The sequence below is a fragment of the Candidatus Hydrothermales bacterium genome (genome assembly GCA_039630235.1).
In the GTDB taxonomy this organism is placed as follows: Bacteria; Hydrothermota; Hydrothermia; order Hydrothermales; family JAJRUZ01; genus JBCNVI01.
This window is the reverse complement of sequence record JBCNVI010000001.1, coordinates 457,886-479,915: the sequence shown is the minus strand read 5'-3', so window position 1 is coordinate 479,915 and position 22,030 is coordinate 457,886. Positions and strand designations below refer to the sequence as shown.

At 32.7% G+C, this 22,030-nt stretch carries 26 protein-coding genes and 2 pseudogenes; 11 read left to right on the top strand and 17 right to left on the bottom strand.

All coding sequences use genetic code 11. The features are described from left to right. The first annotated feature begins 22 nt into the window (after window positions 1-22). The 5 genes from ABDH49_02315 (at window position 23) to ABDH49_02295 (ending at window position 3,436) form a co-directional block, all read left to right on the top strand. Window positions 23-220 carry a hypothetical protein gene (locus ABDH49_02315; GenBank protein MEN3045812.1) on the top strand — a complete coding sequence of 66 codons (198 nt, stop codon included), beginning with the start codon at window positions 23-25 and terminating at the stop codon, window positions 218-220. Continuing rightward, entirely contained in the window at window positions 174-956 is a 783-nt protein-coding gene (locus ABDH49_02310; GenBank protein ID MEN3045811.1) for a hypothetical protein, read from the top strand. Before ABDH49_02315 ends, ABDH49_02310 begins: the two co-directional genes overlap by 47 nt. Beyond that, window positions 932-1,327 (top strand): hypothetical protein, encoded by a 396-nt coding sequence (locus ABDH49_02305; GenBank protein ID MEN3045810.1) that lies wholly within the window; start codon window positions 932-934, stop codon window positions 1,325-1,327. The genes ABDH49_02310 and ABDH49_02305 overlap by 25 nt, the downstream gene beginning before the upstream one ends. A gap of 115 nt (window positions 1,328-1,442) precedes the next feature. Further along, window positions 1,443-2,432 (top strand): glucodextranase DOMON-like domain-containing protein, encoded by a 990-nt coding sequence (locus ABDH49_02300; protein MEN3045809.1) that lies wholly within the window; start codon window positions 1,443-1,445, stop codon window positions 2,430-2,432. A gap of 2 nt (window positions 2,433-2,434) precedes the next feature. Next, window positions 2,435-3,436 (top strand): ABC transporter ATP-binding protein, encoded by a 1,002-nt coding sequence (locus tag ABDH49_02295; protein ID MEN3045808.1) that lies wholly within the window; start codon window positions 2,435-2,437, stop codon window positions 3,434-3,436. Here the strand turns inward: ABDH49_02295 and uvrB are convergent. The 16 genes and pseudogenes from uvrB to ABDH49_02215 all read right to left on the bottom strand — a co-directional run bounded on the left by uvrB (window position 3,433) and on the right by ABDH49_02215 (window position 18,187). Beyond that, window positions 3,433-5,433, bottom strand: a complete 2,001-nt coding sequence (gene uvrB / locus ABDH49_02290) for an excinuclease ABC subunit UvrB (protein MEN3045807.1) — start codon at window positions 5,431-5,433, stop codon at window positions 3,433-3,435. The genes ABDH49_02295 and uvrB overlap by 4 nt on opposite strands. Continuing rightward, on the bottom strand, window positions 5,426-6,142 hold the full coding sequence (locus tag ABDH49_02285; protein ID MEN3045806.1) for an HAD family hydrolase: 717 nt from the start codon (window positions 6,140-6,142) through the stop codon (window positions 5,426-5,428). Before ABDH49_02285 ends, uvrB begins: the two co-directional genes overlap by 8 nt. Before the next feature lie 2 nt (window positions 6,143-6,144). Then, complete coding sequence (locus ABDH49_02280; protein ID MEN3045805.1) at window positions 6,145-7,152, bottom strand: NAD(P)H-dependent glycerol-3-phosphate dehydrogenase; 1,008 nt, start codon at window positions 7,150-7,152, stop codon at window positions 6,145-6,147. Next, window positions 7,149-7,991 (bottom strand): MBL fold metallo-hydrolase, encoded by an 843-nt coding sequence (locus ABDH49_02275; protein MEN3045804.1) that lies wholly within the window; start codon window positions 7,989-7,991, stop codon window positions 7,149-7,151. The genes ABDH49_02280 and ABDH49_02275 overlap by 4 nt, the downstream gene beginning before the upstream one ends. Beyond that, window positions 7,991-8,389 (bottom strand): secondary thiamine-phosphate synthase enzyme YjbQ, encoded by a 399-nt coding sequence (locus ABDH49_02270; protein MEN3045803.1) that lies wholly within the window; start codon window positions 8,387-8,389, stop codon window positions 7,991-7,993. Before ABDH49_02270 ends, ABDH49_02275 begins: the two co-directional genes overlap by 1 nt. Before the next feature lie 9 nt (window positions 8,390-8,398). Beyond that, a complete protein-coding gene (gene lpdA, locus ABDH49_02265) occupies window positions 8,399-9,799 on the bottom strand; it encodes a dihydrolipoyl dehydrogenase (protein ID MEN3045802.1) in 1,401 nt (466 codons plus the stop codon). A 35-nt stretch (window positions 9,800-9,834) separates the two neighbouring features. After that, window positions 9,835-10,540 (bottom strand): annotated as a pseudogene (locus tag ABDH49_02260) (dihydrolipoamide acetyltransferase family protein). Window positions 10,541-10,551: 11 nt separating this feature from the next. Further along, entirely contained in the window at window positions 10,552-10,977 is a 426-nt protein-coding gene (locus tag ABDH49_02255) for a biotin/lipoyl-containing protein (protein MEN3045801.1), read from the bottom strand. Between the two features lie 36 nt (window positions 10,978-11,013). Next, window positions 11,014-11,986: pseudogene (locus tag ABDH49_02250) on the bottom strand (alpha-ketoacid dehydrogenase subunit beta). 51 nt (window positions 11,987-12,037) lie between these two features. Next, entirely contained in the window at window positions 12,038-12,616 is a 579-nt protein-coding gene (locus ABDH49_02245) for a thiamine pyrophosphate-dependent enzyme (GenBank protein ID MEN3045800.1), read from the bottom strand. Between the two features lie 95 nt (window positions 12,617-12,711). Further along, window positions 12,712-13,098 carry a thiamine pyrophosphate-dependent enzyme gene (locus tag ABDH49_02240; GenBank protein MEN3045799.1) on the bottom strand — a complete coding sequence of 129 codons (387 nt, stop codon included), beginning with the start codon at window positions 13,096-13,098 and terminating at the stop codon, window positions 12,712-12,714. 72 nt (window positions 13,099-13,170) lie between these two features. Then, window positions 13,171-13,773, bottom strand: a complete 603-nt coding sequence (locus ABDH49_02235) for a DUF1122 family protein (protein MEN3045798.1) — start codon at window positions 13,771-13,773, stop codon at window positions 13,171-13,173. Then, on the bottom strand, window positions 13,770-14,459 hold the full coding sequence (locus ABDH49_02230; protein ID MEN3045797.1) for an N-glycosylase/DNA lyase: 690 nt from the start codon (window positions 14,457-14,459) through the stop codon (window positions 13,770-13,772). The genes ABDH49_02235 and ABDH49_02230 overlap by 4 nt, the downstream gene beginning before the upstream one ends. Continuing rightward, complete coding sequence (locus ABDH49_02225) at window positions 14,411-15,295, bottom strand: 2-oxoacid:ferredoxin oxidoreductase subunit beta (protein MEN3045796.1); 885 nt, start codon at window positions 15,293-15,295, stop codon at window positions 14,411-14,413. The genes ABDH49_02230 and ABDH49_02225 overlap by 49 nt, the downstream gene beginning before the upstream one ends. Further along, entirely contained in the window at window positions 15,292-17,052 is a 1,761-nt protein-coding gene (locus ABDH49_02220; GenBank protein MEN3045795.1) for a 2-oxoacid:acceptor oxidoreductase subunit alpha, read from the bottom strand. The genes ABDH49_02225 and ABDH49_02220 overlap by 4 nt, the downstream gene beginning before the upstream one ends. A gap of 85 nt (window positions 17,053-17,137) precedes the next feature. Next, entirely contained in the window at window positions 17,138-18,187 is a 1,050-nt protein-coding gene (locus ABDH49_02215; GenBank protein MEN3045794.1) for a M20/M25/M40 family metallo-hydrolase, read from the bottom strand. 291 nt (window positions 18,188-18,478) lie between these two features. Between ABDH49_02215 and ABDH49_02210 the strand changes: the two genes are divergently transcribed. The 6 genes from ABDH49_02210 to ABDH49_02185 are packed head-to-tail and all read left to right on the top strand — an operon-like array spanning window position 18,479 to window position 21,725. Continuing rightward, complete coding sequence (locus ABDH49_02210) at window positions 18,479-19,156, top strand: ABC transporter ATP-binding protein (GenBank protein ID MEN3045793.1); 678 nt, start codon at window positions 18,479-18,481, stop codon at window positions 19,154-19,156. Then, complete coding sequence (locus ABDH49_02205; protein MEN3045792.1) at window positions 19,153-19,869, top strand: hypothetical protein; 717 nt, start codon at window positions 19,153-19,155, stop codon at window positions 19,867-19,869. The genes ABDH49_02210 and ABDH49_02205 overlap by 4 nt, the downstream gene beginning before the upstream one ends. 15 nt (window positions 19,870-19,884) lie before the next feature. Continuing rightward, window positions 19,885-20,277: a class II SORL domain-containing protein gene (locus tag ABDH49_02200; GenBank protein MEN3045791.1), complete on the top strand. Its 393-nt coding sequence runs from the start codon at window positions 19,885-19,887 to the stop codon at window positions 20,275-20,277. Between the two features lie 14 nt (window positions 20,278-20,291). Further along, window positions 20,292-20,786, top strand: coding sequence for a ferritin family protein (locus ABDH49_02195; protein MEN3045790.1), 495 nt, complete (start codon window positions 20,292-20,294; stop codon window positions 20,784-20,786). A gap of 41 nt (window positions 20,787-20,827) precedes the next feature. Next, window positions 20,828-21,253, top strand: a complete 426-nt coding sequence (locus ABDH49_02190; GenBank protein MEN3045789.1) for a ferritin-like domain-containing protein — start codon at window positions 20,828-20,830, stop codon at window positions 21,251-21,253. A gap of 22 nt (window positions 21,254-21,275) precedes the next feature. Beyond that, window positions 21,276-21,725 (top strand): ferritin family protein, encoded by a 450-nt coding sequence (locus ABDH49_02185; protein ID MEN3045788.1) that lies wholly within the window; start codon window positions 21,276-21,278, stop codon window positions 21,723-21,725. Between the two features lie 37 nt (window positions 21,726-21,762). Here the strand turns inward: ABDH49_02185 and ABDH49_02180 are convergent, their stop codons facing one another. Continuing rightward, complete coding sequence (locus tag ABDH49_02180) at window positions 21,763-21,960, bottom strand: hypothetical protein (protein ID MEN3045787.1); 198 nt, start codon at window positions 21,958-21,960, stop codon at window positions 21,763-21,765. Between the last annotated feature and the right edge of the window lie 70 nt (window positions 21,961-22,030).

Here is a 22,030-nt window from a genome sequence, read left to right as displayed (position 1 = left end):
TGTTTTGCTTTTCTATAAGAGAATGCCAAAAGCTGCTTGGAAAATAGAGGAGATTGTTGATATTTTCCCAAAAGGTTTAAATACGTATGTGGTTTTTGAAGATGTGGGAAAGATCGTTGAGAAACTGAATAAAAATGGCCTTATAGATTCGTTAAATAAAAAGGGAATAATTAATGAGTTTTTACTATATTTGGGGGGTTCCAAAGAAAATAAGAGATGATGTGAAAAAGACCGAAATAAGTAAATTTATAGAGAAAATTAGTATAGGATTTTATGAAGAGGGATATTTAGTTATTTTAAAGCCAAAAAGTCTTCTGGTAAATCTAATTTTTAACTTCCTGAATTTTAGTGATGAGTATAATAAAGTTCCCTATACGATATTGAGGGAAAATTTATTTTTATTTTTTATTGAGGATTATATGGTAATTGCAAGTAATAAAGACTTATTGAGATCGACTATAGATCATCTAAAAGGCAGGAGGGTAAAAGAGAGGAGATTTTATAGAAAAGATTTTCCTGAAAATGTGCTATTTTACGGTGCTCATATTAAAGATGGTTTATTTTTTAAGTCAGAGAAGTTTATTTTTTATCATAATGAAGTTGATAGTTTAAATATTTTAATTGAAAAACCTTCTCATCTTGTGGGAAATATTTTAAAGAAAATAGAGCCTGACTTGAATAATTCTGAATTACCCCCCAATCATATTTTTTACATATCTTTTAAAAATTTCAGTTTGAGTGAAGAAATTGAGAATTCCATAAAGGGAAGGAAGGATGAAAAACTTGTGAAATTTTTTAAGGAGAGATTACACTTTTTCAAAAATATAGTTGAACGTTTTACTTTTTCTTTTAAAGGTTTTAATTATTTTGTTGACTATTATTTTCCACTTTTTTTAATCAAAATAGGTAAGGGAGTTGTAGTTCATTTATCTTGGACATATCAAAGGATGGTGTAACTAAAGAGTCTTTTACTCTGGAAAAAATCAGGTGTACTTATTTTTTAAACAGAAACAGGGAAGAATTTATCGGCTATTTTAGCTATAAAGACAATTTTTACATATCTTCCTCATCAGAAATTCTAAGGGAACAGATTTTTGTTCTTAAAGGTCATACAACTAAAAAGCAGTTTCCAAATATAGAAAATCTCTTTCTGTATTTTGATGACGTAGTTTTTAAAGAATTTCTAAAAGACTATTTTAAAAATATAATCAGAGAAAATTTTATTCTGGAAAATAAAATATACCCGATTTTAAATTTAATTGAAATCAAAGAAATATACGGGACTTGGAGAAGAGAAAAAGATAGAATAATTATAAGTCTCAAATAAAAAGTTGACCTAAAGGACCAAAAAATCAGGGTTTTACCACACTTAGTGAATGAAAAAAGAAAAAAATTTTTGTTTCATTTTTAATTTTTTAGAACTCTATACGTAAAATTTAAATATGAAAAAGTTCAGTTTGTTGATAATTTTCTTTTTGACCCTAAGGGGGCATATTATAAACGTGGATGGGGATCCCTCTGATTGGGTGGCACATGGTGTTACAAAAAGAGATACCTTCTTTTATATTGAACACCCAGGTTACATTTATGACAAAATTGAGGCTGTATGGGTTGACCAAATAAACGATGATTTAGGAGATGGGGACTATTCATACCCAACAGATGTTGATCCAGGCACTGGCTTACCTAGATTCAAAGGGAAAGAAGCTGATCTTTTAGAGCTGAGGTTTACAGAAGGGGCAACAAGCCTTGACACTTTTCTTTACTTCCTCATAATAGTGGGCGACACCTTCGGGGGGAACGGTGACTGGCCTTCCTTTATTGCTTACTTTACCATAGATACATTAGCCACTTTACAAAACTCTAAGTATGCTCCTCAGTACTCAGATGTAAAGATACTGGGAGAATGGCAGTTTTCAGGTGTATTCTCTATGTATCATGTTAGACTTTTAGACCATAACTATTCTGATATTAACACAGGGCATCACTTTGCTCGTATGAATAACGTTTACGAAGCAGCCCTAAAGATAGATAGTCTCAAACTTTATCATAACGATTATTGGATAAGCTTTGGTATAGGACTGGAAGATTTTGGAATGTTTAGAGAGGTTGATTCAATAGCCGGTCAATACGTTGGTGGTGGAGGCATTACTAACTGGGCTGACCCAGATCTATATGACCTTGCCTTTATAAAATCAAGTGCACAAGCAGCCGAACTTTCTAACTATTCTCCTAATAATCCTGTTACATTGGTCAATCCAATTAAAAAAACTAGACTTTACGTAGATGTTAAGGAGAAAATTAAGTTAGTGATTAAAGACAAGGAAATTGAAGGGAAATTCTATGATGCTACAGGAAGGAAAAATTTAAAAATGAACAAAAAAGGAGTTTATATAAAACCTTCTGTTAAGAAGGTAATAAAGCTTGATTAAAGGTGAGTTATCTTGAACTTATAGATATTTCCAAAAAATTTAAAAGGGAGGAGGTATTAAAAAATATTAATTTAAGTGTAAAAAAGGGAGAGTTTTTTGTAATTTTGGGGCCATCTGGATGTGGAAAGACTTCTTTATTAAAGATCATAGCAGGAATTTTAAAACCAGATAGGGGTAGAGTAATTCTTGAAGATAAGGATATAACAAATTTAGAACCAGCTAAAAGAGATATAGCAATGGTTTTCCAGAATTATGCTCTTTATCCCCATATGACAGTATCAGAAAATATTCTTTTTCCACTAGTAATAAGAAAAATAAAAAAAGAAGAGCAAATGAAAAGGCTCAAATGGGTTGCTGAGCTTTTAAAAATAGAGGATATATTATCAAAAAAACCATCAGAACTTTCAGGTGGACAACAGCAAAGAGTGGCATTGGCAAGATCACTTGTAAGAAACCCTAAAATTTTTCTTATGGATGAACCACTTTCTAACCTTGACGCAAAACTTAGAACTGAAATGAGATTTGAATTAAAAAATTTCCAGAAGAGCTTAAATATTACTACTATTTATGTAACACATGACCAGATTGAAGCAATGACCCTTGCCGACAGAATATGTATATTAAACAAAGGTGAGATAATGCAAGTGGGGACACAAGAAGAGATTTACGAAAATCCACAAAATTTCTTTGTTGCTAACTTTTTTGGATCCCACGGAATAAATAAAATAGAAACTGAAAACTACACACTTTGCATAAGACCTGAAAAATTCTCTTACGTAAGACAAGAAGGCAAAAACTATGAGTTTTACGTAAGAGTTAATAGCTACGACTTTTTAGGAGAATACTATCTTTTAAGATGTGAACTCGTTGATATTGTTTTTGATAAAACTAATATAAATTTCAAAAAGGGAGAAATAAGAGTTATCTCTCATAGAAGACCCGAGCATAGTAATATCATTTTCTACGTGAAAGAAAAAGACGTCTACACGTTTAAATTAACTTAAAGGGAGCCCTTTTTTCTTAATTCAAACAGTGCATCTCTATACTTAGCAGCTTTTTCAAACTCAAAGAGATCAGCAGCTTCCCTCATTCTCCTCTCTAGTTCTTCAAGAAGCGTTATTCTATCAAAGGTGGCCCTTAAAATTTCAATTTCCTTTTCAACATCCTCATACTCTTCCTTCAACTCAATTCTTGCATCTGCAACAATAGTTGTCATCAAAATTTGCTCCTTTGTTTTCTTTATAGTTTCCGGTATTATCCCATGTTTTTCGTTATATTCCATCTGTATCTTCCTTCTTCTTTCTGTCTCTAAAATAGCTCTTTTCATAGCTTCTGTCATTTCATCTGCATAAAGTATCACCTTACCTGCCCTATTTCTAGCTGCTCTTCCTGCTGTTTGAATTAGAGCAGTTTCACTTCTTAAAAACCCAGCTTTGTCAGCATCTAAGATTGCAACAAGGGAAACCTCAGGCAAGTCAAGACCTTCTCGCAAAAGATTAACTCCCACAAGACAATCAAATTTCCCAAGTCTTAAATCTCTCAAAATTTCTATTCTCTCTATAGGCTCAATTTCTGAATGCAAGTACTTAACTCTAAATCCAGCTAAAGAAAGATACTCAGCAAGATCTTCAGCCATACGCTTAGTTAGCGTTGTTACTAAAACTCTTTCCTTTTTTTCAACTACTTTTCTAATTTCTTCCATTAGATCATCTACTTGCCCTCTTGTTGGTTTTACAACAATTTCAGGATCAACAAGTCCAGTTGGCCTTACAATCATTTCGACGACTCTTCCCTTTGCCTTTTCTATTTCATAATCAGAGGGAGTTGCTGACATATAAATTACCCTATCAACAAGAGCCTCAAACTCTTCAAATTTAAGAGGCCTGTTATCTAAAGCTGACGGAAGCCTAAAACCATACTCTACTAAAACCTCTTTTCTTGACCTATCTCCTCTATACATTGCCTTTAGCTGTGGTATTGTAACATGACTTTCATCTATAATACACAAAAATTCGGGAGGAAAGTAATCGATGAGACACTTAGGTCTTTCCCCAGGTTTTCTTCCGTCAAAGTGTCTTGAATAATTTTCTATTCCTGGACAATAGCCTATTTCTTTTAGCATTTCAATATCGAATCTTGTTCGTTGTTCAAGTCTCTGTGCCTCTAAGAGTTTACCTTGTTCTCTCAGTTCTCTAAGCCTTTCCTCAAGCTCCTTTTCAATTGAGATTATTGCATTTTCTAATGTGGGTCTTGTTGTTACGTAATGTGAGGCTGGATAGATTGCAATTTTATTTTTCTTTTCGAGCGTTGCCCCTGTAACTTTATCTTTTATTTCAATCTTCTCTATAAAATCATCAAAAAGTTCAATTCTTACTACGTAATTCTCATATGCCGGGATAAGTTCAATAACATCGCCTTTTACCCTAAATCTTCCACTTGCAAGTTCAAAATCATTCCTTGTGTAATATAGATCTACCAGTCTCCTCAAGATGACGTCTCTTTCTATGTTTTGTCCCCTTTCTAAAATAAGATAGAGTTTTTTAACTTCTTCTGGATTTCCAAGCCCATATATGCACGAAACGGAGGCAACTACAATAACATCATCTCTTTCAAGGAGCGAAGATGTTGTTCTTAATCTTAATCTTTCTATGTCTTCATTTATTGAAGCGTCCTTTTCTATGTATGTATCTGTCTCAGGAATGTATGCTTCAGGTTGATAGTAATCGTAATAGGAAATAAAGTACTCTACGGCATTATGGGGAAAAAGTTGTTTTAACTCTCCATAAAGTTGAGCTGCTAAGGTTTTATTATGTGAAATTATTAAAGTGGGTTTACCCCATTCTTTAATAACGTTGGCTATTGTAAAAGTTTTTCCACTTCCTGTTACTCCAAGTAGAACTTGGTGTCTTAATCCGCTTTTAAGGCCTTCCACAAGCTCTTTAATAGCTTTAGGTTGATCTCCCTTTGGAACAAGATCAGTTACTAGTTCAAATTTAGCCATATTGATTAATTACGTTTTTAAGTTCCTTCCAGCTACTTATACTTATTATATTTGAATTCATGTTTTTTCTCTTTGGATCCCAAAGGATAGCTTTTGCTCCAATTTTTAAAGGGCCCTCAACATCTAATTCAAAGGTGTCACCAATATGCAAAAGTTCTTCTGGTTTTATTTTGAAAAAATTTACTACCTTTAAAAAAATCTCTGGGTGAGGTTTTCTGATGCCTTCTATTGCGGAAAAAACCATTATATCAAAAAATTTATCTATACCGTAATCTTCAAGAATCTTCCTTTCCACATTACCCCCTGGTGTATTTGAAACTATTCCCAATTTATAATTATCTCTTTTTAAATCTTTAATTACGTCTATGACCTCATAGTCAACACTTAGTCCTGCCCTGTAAAGATATTCTTCATATATCTGAACTATCTCTTTTATAAGATCATCCCTTTTTTCAATATTTAAATACTCAAGGATTTTTTCTACCATAATATATATTGTTACCTCTTTGTTAACTAAGGGGTTTTCTCTATAAAGTTCCCAAACTTTTCTTGATGTCTCGTAAATTTCATCATAGGTAAGATTTTTCCCCATATTTTTAAAATATTCCTGAATTTTCTTTGCTCTCTCTTTTCTCATCAAATCAATCTTATGTTCATCAATGGGTACAAGAGTGTCCCAATAATCAAAAGTAATAACTTTAATTGGCATAATTAGACTATTCCTGGGACATCCTCATACTTTAAGGGTCTATTCATAAGTTCTTTTATTGCATCTTTTAAGTCCTTATGATTATATAGCACCTCATAAAGTTCTTTTGCAATTGGAACATAAATTTTTTTTATTTCTGCGAGCTCAACATAGGGCTTTATTGTATAAAAGCCTTCAACTGTTTTTATTCTTGAAAGAGCTTCTTTAATTTCAACTCCCTTACCTATTAAAAGTCCGAAGGTTCTATTTCTTGATAAGTCTGAGGTGGAAGTTAAAATTAAATCGCCTAAACCTGATAATCCCGAGAAAGTATAGGATCTTGCGCCCATAATTTTTCCAAATCTTGACATTTCAACTAAAGATCTTGTTAAAAAGGCTGCTCTTGCATTGTATCCCAAATTAAGACCGTCTAATATTCCTGCTCCTATAGCATAGACATTTTTTAAGGCTCCCCCTAGTTCTACCCCCTTTAAATCATTTGAAATGTATACTCTGAAAAAAGATGTTGTAAGTAATCTTTGAAGATTTTTAATTTCCTCACCTTTATCACCAGCCAAAACCGAGAGAGAAGGAACGTTTTTTATTATTTCCTCGGCAAAGTTTGGACCAGAAAGAACAAAGATCTTTTTAACTTTTCTCTTTAAGACCTCTTTTATTATTTCACTTGGTCTTTCAAGTTTTTTTATTTCAAGACCTTTTGATGCCGATATAAATATTTTTGGATTTTTTATATATTTTTCTAAGCTAGAAAGTACATCTCTCACTACTTGTGTAGGAACTGCTGATATAATAATATCAGAGTCATTGATAGATTCTTCTAAGTCAAAAACTGGCTCAACATTTTCTGGATACATAAAGTTTTCAAAAAAGTAAGGATTTTTTCTATACTTTTTTATTGATTCAAGTAAAAAATTATCTTTGTCCCAAAGGTATACTTTTTTAAAGTTAAAGTGGCAAATATAGGAAAGAGCTGTCCCCCATCTTCCTGCACCTACAATAAAAACATTCAAGACTTTATCTCTTCAAAACTATACTTTCCCTTCTCTATCTCTTTTATAATACCTGCCTTAGGAATTGGATCATGTTCAAAAAAACAAAGCCATCTTTCTTTTGATGCTAAAGCATAATATTTTTTTCTAATTTCAAGAGTAACAAGAGGATGTGTATCATAACCCATAATGTAGGGAAGAGGAATGTGATAACTTGTCGGAACGATATCACCAAAATAAATGGCCTTTTCATTTTCACTTTCTATTATTACAAATTGATGTCCCTCTGTATGCCCACCTGTATGTATAACTTTTATCCCTTTTAAAATTTCTGAGTCTCCCTCAAGTAAGATAAGTTTATTTTCTCTATAAAGTGGCTCAAAATTTTCTCTTCTATAAGAAGCTCTTGTTCTTTCATTTGGATTCATAGCGTCTTCGAATTCTTTTTTTTGAACAAAATATATTGCATTAGGATAGGTAGCTTTTAAATCCCCGTTTAAATACTCGGTTGAACCGCCTGCGTGGTCAAAGTGAAGATGAGTTAAAATTACATGAGTTATATCTTCTTTTTTTATTCCGTATATCTTTAGGGGATCATCTTTTAACTTAATACCGTATATGTCAATTTCTTTTTCAGAGTATTTGTTTCCTATTCCGTTATCAATAAGCAGAGTAAAGTCTTTACCAATAACTAAAAGGGGATTTAAACCAAGAGTTATTCTATTTCTTCTATCAGATTTTGTGCTTTTTGACCATAGGACTTTTGGTACAACTCCAAACATTGCACCGCCATCAAGTTTAAAGGTACCAAGATTAAGATGAATAATTTTGAAATCACCAAGCTTATAAACTCTTTTCATTAAACTTCTTTAAAAAACTTTAGATATATTTTTCTTGTTCTTGGACCGTCATATTCTGCGAGAAATACTCCCTGCCATTTGCCTAAAACAAGATCACCGTTATCGACAAATAAAAATAAAGTGCTACCTGTTATTGTAGTTTTTATATGGGCATCGGCATTTCCCTCCGTATGCTTATATGGGCCCTTGGGAGGAGCCACTAAATGAAGCATATGTATTATATCCTGAGCAACAGAAGGATCATAACTCTCATTAACTGTTATACCACAGGTTGTATGGGGAACATATAAAAAAACTATACCCTTATCTAACTTTTTATTTTTTATAATTTTTCTTATTTCTTCCGTTATTTCTACATATTGTTCCCTTTCTCTTGTTTGTATTGTTATGACATCCATAGGTATCTCCTATTTATTTATAATGTGAATAGCTTTTTTATAAACGTTTTCAGCTGCTTCCATTAAAATTTCTCCAAAAGTTGGGTGAGGATGGATTGTAAGGGCAATATCTTCTGAAGTTGCTCCCATTTCAATCGCAAGTGCAGCTTCACAGATCATTGAGGATGCCTCAGGTGATAGGATATGTATGCCTAGGATTTCGTCGTTTTCCCTATTAACTATTATCTTAGCAAGCCCCATACTTTCGTTTTGAGTTAAAGCTCTTCCGTTTGCTACTAAGGGAAATTTGCCGATAGCAATATCGATTCCCTTGCTTTTCGCCTCTTCTTCAGTTAGGCCTACTGAGGCAAATTCGGGAATTGTGTAAACAACTAAAGGTATTGCCCTTGGATCAAATTCGGAGTTGAGTCCTGCTATTACTTCGGCAGCTACTATTCCCTCCTTTGAAGCTTTGTGGGCAAGAAGAGGTGGCCCTGCCACATCACCGATTGCAAACACTCCTTTTTCGTTTGCCCTTCTTTTTTTATCGACTTTTATAAATCCTCTTTCATCAATTTTTATATCTAATTTATCTATACCTTCAATTTTAGAGTTAGGTTTCCTCCCCACGGACAAAAGTAGCACATCTCCCTCGTAAATTTCCTCTTTATCTTTATATTCAACTAATAAATTAACTTTCCCATTTTTGACTGAGACTTCTTTTGCTCTTCTTTCAGTATAAATTTTAATTCCTTTTCTTTTGAGTATTTTGGTGAGTTCTTGTACCATTTCTTTATCCATTCCGGGTAGTATCTGATCCATTATTTCTATAACTTCGACGTCGCTTCCAAAGTTTTTATAAATATAAGCAAATTCAATTCCGATGGCCCCTCCGCCCAGAATAAGAAGTTTTTTAGGGATTTCTTTTAAAGCGACAGCGTCATCGCTTGTCCAAATATACTTTCCATCAGGTTCAAAGCCCTTTAAAATAGCTGGGTCAGAACCAGTGGCTATTACAATGTTTTCTCCCTCAAACTCTTTTATTTCTCCACTTTCAGTTTTAACTTTTATTTTCTTTTCGCTTTCAAAGATCGCCTCTCCCTTAATAAATTCTATACCACTATGTTTCCATAGGCTTAAAATTCCATTTGTTAATCTGTTTATGATCTTTTCTTTCCAGTCTCTTAACTTTTCTAAATCGAATTTTGATTCATTTATGATAAGGCCCATTTCTTTTTTAGCCTTTTCATTAGTCTCTATAATGTGAGAAGCATATATAAGTGCCTTTGTAGGTACACATCCCACGTTAAGACACACCCCTCCTATAAACTTTTTATCTACCACAAGACTTTTGATTCCAAGTTGTCCGAGTCTTATTGCACAGACATAACCACCAGGTCCTGCACCAATGACAATTGCCTTGTATTTCATTTTGAAAGAATAAGTCTAAATTTTAAAGTAGTCTCTTATATACTTTCAAGAAATAAAAGTTCAGGTTTTTCTAAGTAATTTATTAGGTCTTTTATAAAGAGTGCTGCAGTTGCTCCGTCTATAACTCTATGGTCAAAAGAAAGAGATAGATATACCATGTCTCTTATAACGATCTCTCCCCTTTCATTTACAACAGGTCTTTTTTTGATTGAATAAAATCCAAGAATTGCAACCTGTGGATAATTTATTACAGGAAAAGAGGCCTCCAATTGAACCAATATTTGTTATAGAAAAGGTTCCTCCCTGAACATCCTCAAGAGTTAATTCCCTTTTTCTTGCCTTATCTGATAATTTAGAGATTTCCCTTGCAATTTCTAAAAGGCTCTTTTGATCTGCCTTTTTGATTACGGGAACTATAAGCCCTTCATCGGTTGCTACAGCTATCCCAATATTATAACTCTTATGTAAAATTATTTCGTTTTTTTCATCCTCAAAGGTAGCGTTAACGTAGGGATGTTTTTTAAGAGCGTAAACTGAGGCTTTTACAACAAAGGGTAAAAAAGTAAGTTTAACTCCCTGTTCCTCAGCTAAGTTCTTTATCTTTTCTCTAAGTTTTACAAGTTCTGTCAAATCAGCTTCATCTACATGAAGCGTGTGCACTGCCTTTGACTCCCTTAATCTTAAAGCAATTTCCCTTCTTACACCTCTTAAAGGGATCGCCTCTATTTCCCTTTTCTCCACTACTTTTTCTTCTAAAACTCTTTTTTCCTTTTCAATTTTTTAATAATTCTTAGAACGTCTTTTTTTCTTATTATTCTTTTTTCAGGAGAAATTTTAGATATGTCGATCCCGTATTCTCTTGCGAGTTTTCTTGCTGATGGTGAAGCTAAAACCTTATCTTTTAACCGAGTCTCAACTTTTTGAGCTTTAATTTCTTCTTTTTCTATAATTTCAAAAGATTCCTTAGGTGATGTTAATTTAGTTTCTTCCTCAACTTTTTCTCCCTCTTTTACTAAAATTGCGATAGGTTTTCCGACTTCTACAACACTTCCCTCTTTTTCGAGTATTTTATAGAGAATTCCCTCATAGGGTGAAGGTATTTCTACTGTTACTTTTTGAGTTTCAATCTCTACTATCGGTTCATTCTTTTTGATGTATTCGCCTTCTTTTTTAGCCATCTTAAAATTTCTCCCTCAACCACGCTTTCAGCTATTTCAGGTAATTTTAGTACAAATGGCATTTTTAAACCTCCAAAATTTTTTTGCATTTAGAATTATTCTCTTATAGGAGGGTAAATATAAGTGTTCAAGTATATAGGGGAACGTGGTATCCCATCCTGTTACTCTTAAAATTGGTGCATCAATGTAATATATTGCCTTTTCTGAAATAAAGGTAGAAAGTTCCGAAGCGAATGAGTTTATTTTTGGTGCCTCAACTACTATAATTACTTTTCCAGTTTTTGCAACAGAATTTATTATTGTTTCTCCATCAAAGGGAATAATTGTTCTTAAGTCTATTAGTTCACAAGATATTCCCTCTTTTTCCAGTTCTTCAATTGCTCTTTTACATTCGTGTATCATGTACCCATAACTTATGAACGTTACATCTTTCCCTTCCTTCAATATTTTTGCTTTCCCTATTGGAACATAATATTTCTCTTCGGGTATCTCTTCTCTGGGGCAAAGTATATTTTTTTGGTTCAAGAAAAATAACTGGGTCATCATCTTCTATTGCTGATATAAGTAGTCCCTTAGCATCATAGGGATTTGAGGGAATAATAACTTTTATACCTGGAATATGTGCAAAAATTGCTTCGGGTCTTTGAGAGTGGTATAGGCCGCCCTTAACGCCTCCTCCGTAAGGAGCTCTTATAACAAGAGGACAGGAGAATTGTCCGTCTGATCTAAATCTTTCTTTTGAAATATCTGACATAATAACATCAAAGCCTGGCCAGATAAAATCTACAAATTGAATTTCAGCAACTGGTCTTAAACCGTATAGTGCAAGCCCTGTAGCTATACCTAAAATACCATTTTCGTCAAGAGGTGTATCAAAACCCCTTTTTTCACCATATTTTTCTTGTAGTCCATCTGTTACGGTGAAAACTCCACCTTTTTTCCCTAAGTCCTCTCCGAATACTAAAACTCTCTCGTCTTCCGAAAGTTTTATGTCAAGGGTGTTCCTTATAGCTTTGGCATATTCATTTTTACCATTTTAGCTCTCCATTTCCCTTTTAAGTTATAAATATTCCTCTTCAAGGTACCAAGGGGTGTTTACGTAAACCTCATAAAACATATCCTTATAGTCTGGAAGAGGTTTTTTCTCCACCTCCTCTAATATGTTATTGAGTTTTTCTTCAATTTCTTTTTTTAACATTAAATCTTTTTCTTCATCCCATAGAGAAAGGTATTCTATATATTTTTTTAGTCTTAAAAGTCCGTCTTTCTTTTTCCATTCTTCAACTTCTTCTCTTTTTCTATATTTTCTGTCATCATCTGCAGATGAGTGTGGGTCGTATCTGTATGTATGAGCTTCTATTAAAAAAGGTTTTGATTTTTCCCTTGCTTCTTTTACACATTTTTTTGTTAATATGTATGTAGCAATGGCATCATTTCCATCGACGAGGTACCCTTCCATGCCATAGGCTTTAGCTTTAATTGCTATTGTTTCAGAGGCAGTTTGTTTTATCCTGGGGACTGAGATTGCGTACTGACTATTTACTATAAAAATTATTAGGGGTAATCTAAAGACGGAGGCAAAGTTCGTTGCTGAGTGAAAGTGTGATTGAGAGGTTGATCCTTTGCCACCATAGGAAATTATTACTCTTTTTTAGTTTTTATACTTTATGCCCATTGCAACACCCATTGCCACGTTATGTCCAAGACCAACTGGTGATCCAAGAGCAAAAATATTTAATTCTTTTTTTTTCTAAAGTGTTCGGGTATCTGTTTACCTTTAAGTGGATCGGTGGATTTTCCCAGTATTTGAGAGAAGATTTCTTCGAGTTTCACGCTCCTTACATGGAGTGATGGAACTGTTCTATAAAAGGGCATTACATAGTCTTCTTTTTCAAGAGCATAAAGTGATGCTACATGGGCAGTTTCATGACCTCCTATTGAGATGTAAAAGTAGGCTTTTCCTTGCCTCACGAGAATCCACCCGAGCCTATCAATTTCTCTTGTTAAAACTATACCTTTATACATTTTTAAAAGTATTTCAGGAGTGATTCCGTAATCTTCTAATTTAAAGTCAAAAAGAGGTTTACCCTCTTCATCGATAACTAAACAGTTCCTCTCCAAAAGGTTTTATTTTCATTTTTCTCTCCCAAATTAAAATTTTAAACAAATATAAAATTGAAAATCAATTAAGTTTTATAAATATTCTTTCAATTGTTTGATTCTTAAAATAGCATTTTTAATTAGTTTGTTTTCTGAGTCTTTGTATCTAAAATAAAATTCTTCTATTTCTCTTTTAATTTCATCTAGGGCTATTTTTTTTTGTTTTTCATCAATTGCCTTTTCTGCAATTATTTTTGGGCTTCCTTCCCAATGACCCTCAGGAACATAAAAGTCTTTCAAAAAAGTGAAGGAAAGTTTTAAAAACTTAAAACCTAACCTTGAAATTGAGACTGGATACCCCTTAAACAAAAAGTAATAAGTTTCGTAGTCATTGATATATTCGATTAAAATTCTTTCACCTTCCCCTATTTCATTTGAAATAAATTTAAGAAAGAAATCTTCGTATTCAGAGTCAAAAAATTTCTCACTTATATTGAATACTTCAATCCATTTTCTATAATAGGGCTTTCTACCTTCAAAATATTTTATACTTAAAAGAAAAGACCTTTTTGAGTTTTCGATTAAATAAACATCAAAGTTAAATTCCTCCTTGAATCTACCCTTATAAATTCTTTCTGCCTTTATAATATAGTTTTTGTAAGTTAAACCATGACTCAGACTATCTTTAAAGTTCACTTAAAAATCTCTCTTGTTTCTCTCCACCAAAAGTATAGATCAAGATTGACAAGCGGAATTGAAACTTTTTTCGAATATTCTTTGAACTTTTTCTCTATTTCTAAGTATTTTCTTTTTGTTAAGCTTTTTGGAATTTCTTCTATTACCCCTTCTCTTTTCAGGTTTTTTAAAATATGTCTATCAAGAATTGCAAGATCAAAGGAAAAACCTATGTTTCTTAAAAAGTGACTAGCCTCCTTTAATCCATAACCTAAAACATTTTTAACAAGATAATCTCTTGCAACGTGGGGATTATCGATTTTTTTCAGTATATCGACTAAAATAAACCCCCCGTCTTTTAAAAATTTTTCTCTGTTCAATAAAATGTATTTTGCCTTTTGTTCTCTAAATCTTACTCCCTTTGAAATCTCCCCCAAGATATCTTCAAAGCTTCCCTTAAAAATAAAATTTTTCCTTTCAAGATTTAGAACTGATTCCCAACATAACTTTGCTCTTGACTGAGGCGTCAAAAGACAAAATATAAATTCTTTATATATACTTAATTTATCTTGACTTAACCATATGCTTTTAAATTCATTTACTCTTTTTTCAATTTCAAGTTCTACTTTTTTGTAATCTCTTAAACCCTCGGAGATATTTATTTTGATAACTCTTCTATTAATTCGATTACACGTTCTCTTCCACAATAAAGATCTACTCTACAGGGATTATTACTATCAAGAATTAACTCTTCGTATGTTGGTCTTTCTTTCTTATAAAAAATACCAATAGGTATTTTATTATCTTCTGAAAGGCAGAGTAATATTGCAGATTTCAAATCAGTTATATCATGGTTTTCGGGTATATACTTAATTTTTTCTCTGTACCACTCGTAGGTATTAACTTTGTTATAAGTAACACATGGTGATAAAACGTCGACCACAGCAAAACCCTTATGTTTAATTGCAGCTTTTATTATTTCTGTTAAAGAGTTAGGTTCTCCTGAAAAGGCTCTTGCAACAAAGCTTGCTCCTGCTGAAAGGGCAATTAAAACAGGATCTATGGGAAACTCTACAGAACCGTAGGGACTTGAAACCGTTACAAATCCGTGATTTGAGGTTGGAGAAAATTGCCCCTTTGTAAGGCCATAAATTTGGTTATTCATTACTATTAGTTTAATATCTACGTTTCTTCTTGCTGTGTGCAGGAAGTGATTTCCTCCTATTGCAAGGGAATCACCGTCTCCTGAAAGACCTATTACTAAAAGTGAAGGATTAGCTAGTTTTATTCCTGTTGCAACAGGTAAAACTCTTCCGTGAAGAGTATGGACTCCGTTTGCATAAATGAAAGCGTAGCTTTTACCCGAACAACCTATACCTGAAACAACAACCGTATTTGATGGCTCTATTCCCAATTCGGCTAAAGCCTTTTTTAGTGATAAAAGAATAGAATAATCTCCACAACCAGGACACCAAAATGGCTTTTTATATCCCTCATAATCTTTTATAGTTCTAACTTTTAACTCATTAACTATTTTGTTCACTTTAACTCCTCCCTTATTTTATTTTCTATCTCTATGGGCTTAAAGGCTCTTCCCGAATATTTTGTTATTCCTCTTATTTTATTTTTGTGTACATCTATTATAGCGTTTTCCACAAGAAACTTCAGTTGGCCCTTATAGTTTTGTTCCACAATAAAGACTCTTTCCTTATTTTCTACAAACTTTCTTACTTCCTCCTCAGGGAAGGGCCATAAAGTTACTATTCTTAAAAAGGATATGTTCACTCCCTCCCTTTCAAATTTTTCGATCGTTTCTAAAATTGGCCCAAATGTCGATCCCACCGATATTATTCCATACTTAGCTCCTTCCTTTTCATATAAAACAGGTGGAGGAACTTTCTTAGATATGAACTTTATTTTTGTCATTCTTTTATTAACCATTTTTATCCTGTTTTCTTCCTCTTCAGTTCCATAGCCTGCTTCATCGTGTTCATAGCCTGTTGTTCCAAAAACTCCTCCTTCTGTACCAGGGAGTACTCTTGGAGAAATTCCATCTTCTTCAATTTTGTATCTTAGGAAAAACCTATCCTTTTTTGGAATGTTGTTTCCATCTAATAAAAGTTTACCTCTTCTTATTTCAACTTTTTGTGGATCTAACTTATGTTTATCTATAGTAAATCTGTTTTGAGCTAAAAATTGGTCTGTGAGTACAATTACGGGAATTTGAAATTCCTCAGCTAGGTTAAAGGCTTCGGCAGTTAAATAAAATAGTTCCTCTGGTGTTCCAGGCATTAGAACTACTCTTGGGAACTCACCGTGTCCTCCGAAAATTATGTAGAGCATATCTTCTTGACTTGTTTTTGTTGGTAATCCAGTAGAAGGTCCAACTCTCATTGCATAGTAAATTACAATGGGGGTTTCAGTCATCCCTGCATAAGATATTCCCTCGGTTTTCAGGGCAATTCCAGGTCCAGAGGATGCCACAAGTGCTCTAAGACCTGCTATAGAGGCACCTATTGCCATATTTATAGAGGCTATTTCATCCTCAGCTTGAACAGTTACACCTCCAAATTTCTTAAGCTCTCTTGATAAAAACTCTAAAACCTCTGAGGCTGGAGTTATTGGGTAAGCTGCAAGAAACCTGCATCCCCCTGCTATTGCACCCATAGAAACAAGATCGTTACCCATAGCAAGTACCCTATTTTCATCCTTTAGAGTTTTAAGTTTAAACTCGGGAAACTTCTTTTCATTATTTCTTATAAGTTCTCTACCTTTCAAGATAGCCTTTTTGTTTAATTCAATGAACTTTTCGCTTTTCTTTTTGAAGTTTTCGTAGATAACAAGATTTGTAATTTCGTCGTTAATTCCAAGTATTTCAGCAAGAACTCCAAGAGCGACCATATTCTTTATAACTTCCATTTTCATTTCTCTTCTTGCAACCTCTCTTAGTGGTAAGGGAATATAGAAAACTCCCTCTTTTTTTATTTCACTTTCAAGTTCTTCTGTTTTAGGGGAATCGTATATTACGACCGAGTTTTCTTTTAGATCTGAGAGGTGATTTTTAAGGCTTTGTATATCAAAGGCTATTTGAAAGTCATCAAAATCTTTTCTTCCGTAAACGGGTTTTGAAGATCCTCTTACTGTGTAATTTGAGGGTAGGCCTCTTATATTAGATGGAAAATCTCTTATGGTGACTACAAAGTATCCCATTTTTTTTAGAGCAGATGCTAATACCTCTCCTGTAACAAAACTTCCATCACCGGCAACGCCGGCTATACGAACTTGTACGTCTTCTTTCAAATTTTACCTCCTTTTAAAAAAAGACTTTTTTAAATTTTATAATTAAAATATAACTCTTTTATTTACTTTTTTCAAATTTTAAAGTTTATTTGATTTTTATGATTTTTTTGGTTTGTGACTCGCCTCTTTGTAAATAGATTCCCCTTGTTGATCTATTTATATTAATTTTTCGTCCGGTAATGTCATAAAAACTATATTTAGGAAAAGAAATGTTTGTAAAGGTAATTTTTTCCTTTGCAAAAGATTGTTGAAATTTTGCTGTATGTAATATAAAAGCAAGAGCTCCTTTTATTATTGTTGTAGCGTAGCTAATGTCTAGAGAGTCAATAACATCGTCTTCACTGTGGTATCCTGAGTTAAAGTGATATTCAAATAGACCTAGGGTTGTATAACCTTTAGCTTCAAAAGGCAGGTAGTCTGAAGCAAAAATGTTTCCATAAACAGTGCCAAGTGTTGTATATAAGCTATACATGGTTGCCAGTGTTTCAGCAAAGGCAAAAGATTTGCTGTTATTTGAGTCAACTTGGTTTCCCATGTCCCATTCCACAATTACTTTGTTATTTAAATAATTTATATCTCCACCTATCATATCAACATTAAAAAGGTATTTTATTCTCATGTTATTCTGAATATAGTGATCTGCGAGTTTTTCAGATCCTACTAAGCCTGGCTCTTCGGCTGCGAAGGCAACAAATCTAATAGTGTAGTTAAAATTCATATTTTTAATAATTCTTGCTATTTCAAGTAAGAGAGACACACCTGAGGCATTATCATCAGCACCTGGAGCAGGTCCGTAAGGAGGTTGCCACCAATTTAATCCCCTTGAATCATAATGAGCAGAGATTATTATTGGATTTAAAGTGTCTAAAAGTCCATACTTTGTGGCTATAATATTTGCCTGTTCCCTTCCATAAAAAAATATATGTTCTTTTGTTACATATCCATAATTCTCAAATTTTGATTTTATCCATAGGCGTGCCTTATACATCGAGTCACTTAAATAATGTCTCGTCCAAAACTTCTGTAACCTATAGATGGTTTTATAGATAGAATCTGAAGACACTTGCTGAATTATCTGTGCAATTATAGGATTGTAGTTTTGTGAAAAGAAAAGTAAAGAGATTATAAAATTCATCTTATTTAGATAATTATATGCTTTTTTTAAATAAAAAGCAAATTTACTTAATTTTAGTTAATTCCTAGTTTCTCTTATATGAGAAAAACACCGATCAAAGTCTTTTTATGTTTCAACTCCTTTTCTCTCCGTAAAATTTAGCAAGTTAGTTATAATTTCTTTAAGACATGAATATGCTTGAAACTCTTTTATATTCTAAACTTTTTACAACTCTATTGTAAAGGCTCTTTTCTTATTTTACTAAATCTCTGAATAATAGAAAGCCTTGTCCTTTTAGTTTTATAATTAAAAATGCTTAAAATTCATATCGAAAATCTCACGAAATATTATGGTGATAAGAAAGCCTTAGATAATTTAAACTTAGAAATAAATGAAAATGAGTTTTTTATTCTTTTAGGTAAAAATGGGTCAGGTAAAACAACCCTTGTTAGAATACTTTTAAAAATTGTTAAACCAAGCTTTGGAAAGGCAGAGATAATTTTTAACGGAAAGAAATTAAAAGGTAAAGAATTAGGCTTTGTACTGGAAGATGAAACTCCCTTTGAATTTTTCTCACCCTATGAGTATTTAAAGTTTTTTAGCGAAATATACGGTATAAAGGCTGATATAGAAGAATTTCTTAAGAGGTTTGGACTATATGAAGATAGAAATACAAAAATATTTAAGTTATCCAAGGGTAATAAAAGAAAACTGTGTATAGCAAAGGCACTGATAGCAAAGCCGAGTGTACTAATTTTGGATCAACCGTTAGAAGGTTTAGATCTTGAAACAAAAAAGGAAATATATGAGTTATTAAAAAGCGAGCAAATGGGAAAAATAATTTTTATGACTACCCACGAACTTGATTTTATATTAGACTATTCTACCCACATCGGCATTTTAAGTAACGGTCGCTTTTTGGGTAGATTTAAAACAGATGAGATAAAAGATAAAAAAATTACTGATTTTTATTTCCAAAAACTAAAATGATAAAACTTATTAAAAGAGAGTTTATTTATTTTTATTTAAAAAGACCGTTTAATTTTTTATGGTTTTTTCTTTTAAATTTGATTTTTCTCCTTGCTAAAGGACTTGCTTCTCCAGGGGAGAATTTACCTTCTTCTGACCCTCAGTACACCTTTACAAAAGCCTTTTCTCTTTTGATACCCATGTTTATCTTTGCCTTTTTCGGAGGTATGAGTATGGATGAAATTATTCATAAAGAGAAAGTTAAAAAGTACTTTGAATCTTTGGTTGCCCTTTCCTTTTCCCCATTAAAAATACTTTTAAGCAAAATAATTTCATTAATTCTTTTTCTATATTTTGTTTTCATTTTCTCAATGTTTACCTACATATTACTATCTCTTTTATCTGGTAAGGGTTTTGAAAAAATTTTTTATGAGGGTAAACTTTATTGGTTAAATTTCCTTTTGTTTTCGCCCCTTATGGGTATTTCTATTTTAAACATTGAGGCTCTCCTCTTTTTTATTTTAAAAGATCAGAGAACAAGTTCATTTTTCTCTTTTGTTATTTTTGGAATTATAGGCTTTATAATTTTATTTATAGCTCTTGTATCACCTTATGATTTCTTTATGATGTTCTTTCTCCCCTTATTTTCGATAATATCTATAATTGGTTCCCTTTTAACTATTTTTTTTATATTGAAAATTATACCTTCTGAGAATTATATTATAGGAACATAAAAAGGAGGGAAAGGGATGCATCACTTTAAAGAATTATTTCAAACTGCTGATTGGAAGAAAGAGAAGCATACTCCTTTTATAGACATAATCGGAGAGGTAAAAAGGGGCGAGAAAATAAGGATAGAAGTATCAGTTGGAAAAGAGATTCCTCATCCAAATACTACAGCTCACCATATATCTTGGATTGATGTTTTTTTCCTTCCAGAGGGTGAAAAGTTTCCCTATCATATAGGGAGATTTGAGTTTCTATCTCATGGTGCGTCAACACAAGGACAGGATACAAGTTCTGTATACTCAGAGCCTTATGTTGTTTTTGAGCTTAAAACAGAAAAAAGTGGTGAGATTTTTGCCTTTTCCTACTGCAACATTCACGGTTTATGGGCAAATTCTAAGGAAATTAAATTTTAAGGGGGTTTTTAATTATGGATCTCTCTGGGTATTTACTTGAAGAGCTTTTAGCAAATGCTATAAAAAGCGAAATAGAGGCTAAGGAGCTTTACGAGGGGCTTTCTGAAAAGGTGAAGAATTTTTTTCTGAAGGAGAAGCTAAAATTTTTGGCACAGGAGGAGCAGCGACATAGAGAGACTTTTGAATCTATATTCAATAAAAGATTTCCTGGAAAAAAAATTAATCTTCCTGAAAAATCTACAGTTCCATTACCTAACATTGTTATAACTTCTGAGAGGATAAAAATAAGTAAAGTTTTCGAAATGGCTATGGAAGCTGAAAAGGCAGCCTATGATTTTTATATAGCACTTGCCTCCCAATTTAAAGATGAACCAGAAGTTGAACAGATGATAAATTACATTGCCTCAATGGAAATGGGTCATTACAAGATATTTGAAATTGAAAGAGAGAATGCCTTAAAATTTGAGGATTACGATATAGAAAATCCCCTTATTCATCTTGGCCCCTAGAGGGTTCTAAGCCCCATATAATCAAAGAGGGAGATATTTAAATGGCTTCAAAGGAGCTTCTAGATCTTTTAAATAGGGCAATTGCTGCTGAACTTCAGGTTTCGATTCAATACATGTGGCAACATGTTTTATGGTCAGGGCCAAAACATTTTGCAGTTAAAGATGAATTTAAAAAGATAGCAATAAGTGAAATGAAACATGCTGAAAAGATAGCTGAAAGACTCTACTATCTTGGCGGTATACCTACTACAGAGCCACTTCCCATAAATGTTGGAAAGGATCTAAGAGAAATGCTTGAACAGGATATAAAAGATGAAGAGATGGCAATTGAACTTTATAAGAAAATAATAAAAAAAGCAGAGGAAGAAAACGATGTCACAACCGCCTTTATTTTTAGGGAGATTCTCGAAGAAGAGGAAGAACATCACGATACATTTACAAGTTTACTTGAAAAACTTGATGACTAGCTGAAATTAAAAGGGGATAATTATGGAATTAAAATCAATTGATGAAATTTTAAAATTTGCAATAAGTAAAGAAGAGGAAGCATACAGCATTTATGTGGGTTTGAAAGAAAAAACAGAGAATAAGGCTTTAAAAAAGATTTTTGAGGATCTTGCGCAAGAAGAGTTAAAGCATAAGCAGAAACTCCTTGATTTTAAAGAGGGTAAGATTATATTAACACCTAAGAGCGAAAAAGTCCCTGATTTGAAAATATCAGATCATTTAGTGGGGGGAAAGTTGGAGGAAGATATGGACATTCAAGATATTTTAATTTTTGCAATGAATAGAGAGAAGCTTGCCTTTAGGCTGTATAGTGAACTTGCAGAAAGGGTGGAAAGTCAGGAAGCAAAAGATTTATTGATTTCCCTTGCAAAGGAAGAAGCAAAACACAAATTGAGGCTTGAAACTATATACGATGACTATTTTGGTATTTAACACCCTTGAATAATTACAAAGGTTAAATGAATGAGTGCTAGTGGCATTTATTACAGCTTTTATCCCATGGGTGCTTAAATTCTTTAGGATTTTCTTTTTTAAGACTTTTCAAAATTGTGAGTCTTATTTCAATATTTTTTTTAAACTCTTCTAAATTTTCGGTTAAAGAATCAATTTTACTTTCAATTTTTTGAATTTTTAACTCTATAGAGTTTATCTTTTTTTCAATTTCCATAATCTTTGTTTCTTTATTAGCACAGTATTGGAGAAAAGTGATTAAAGATAGAAGGAAATTTATTTTTATA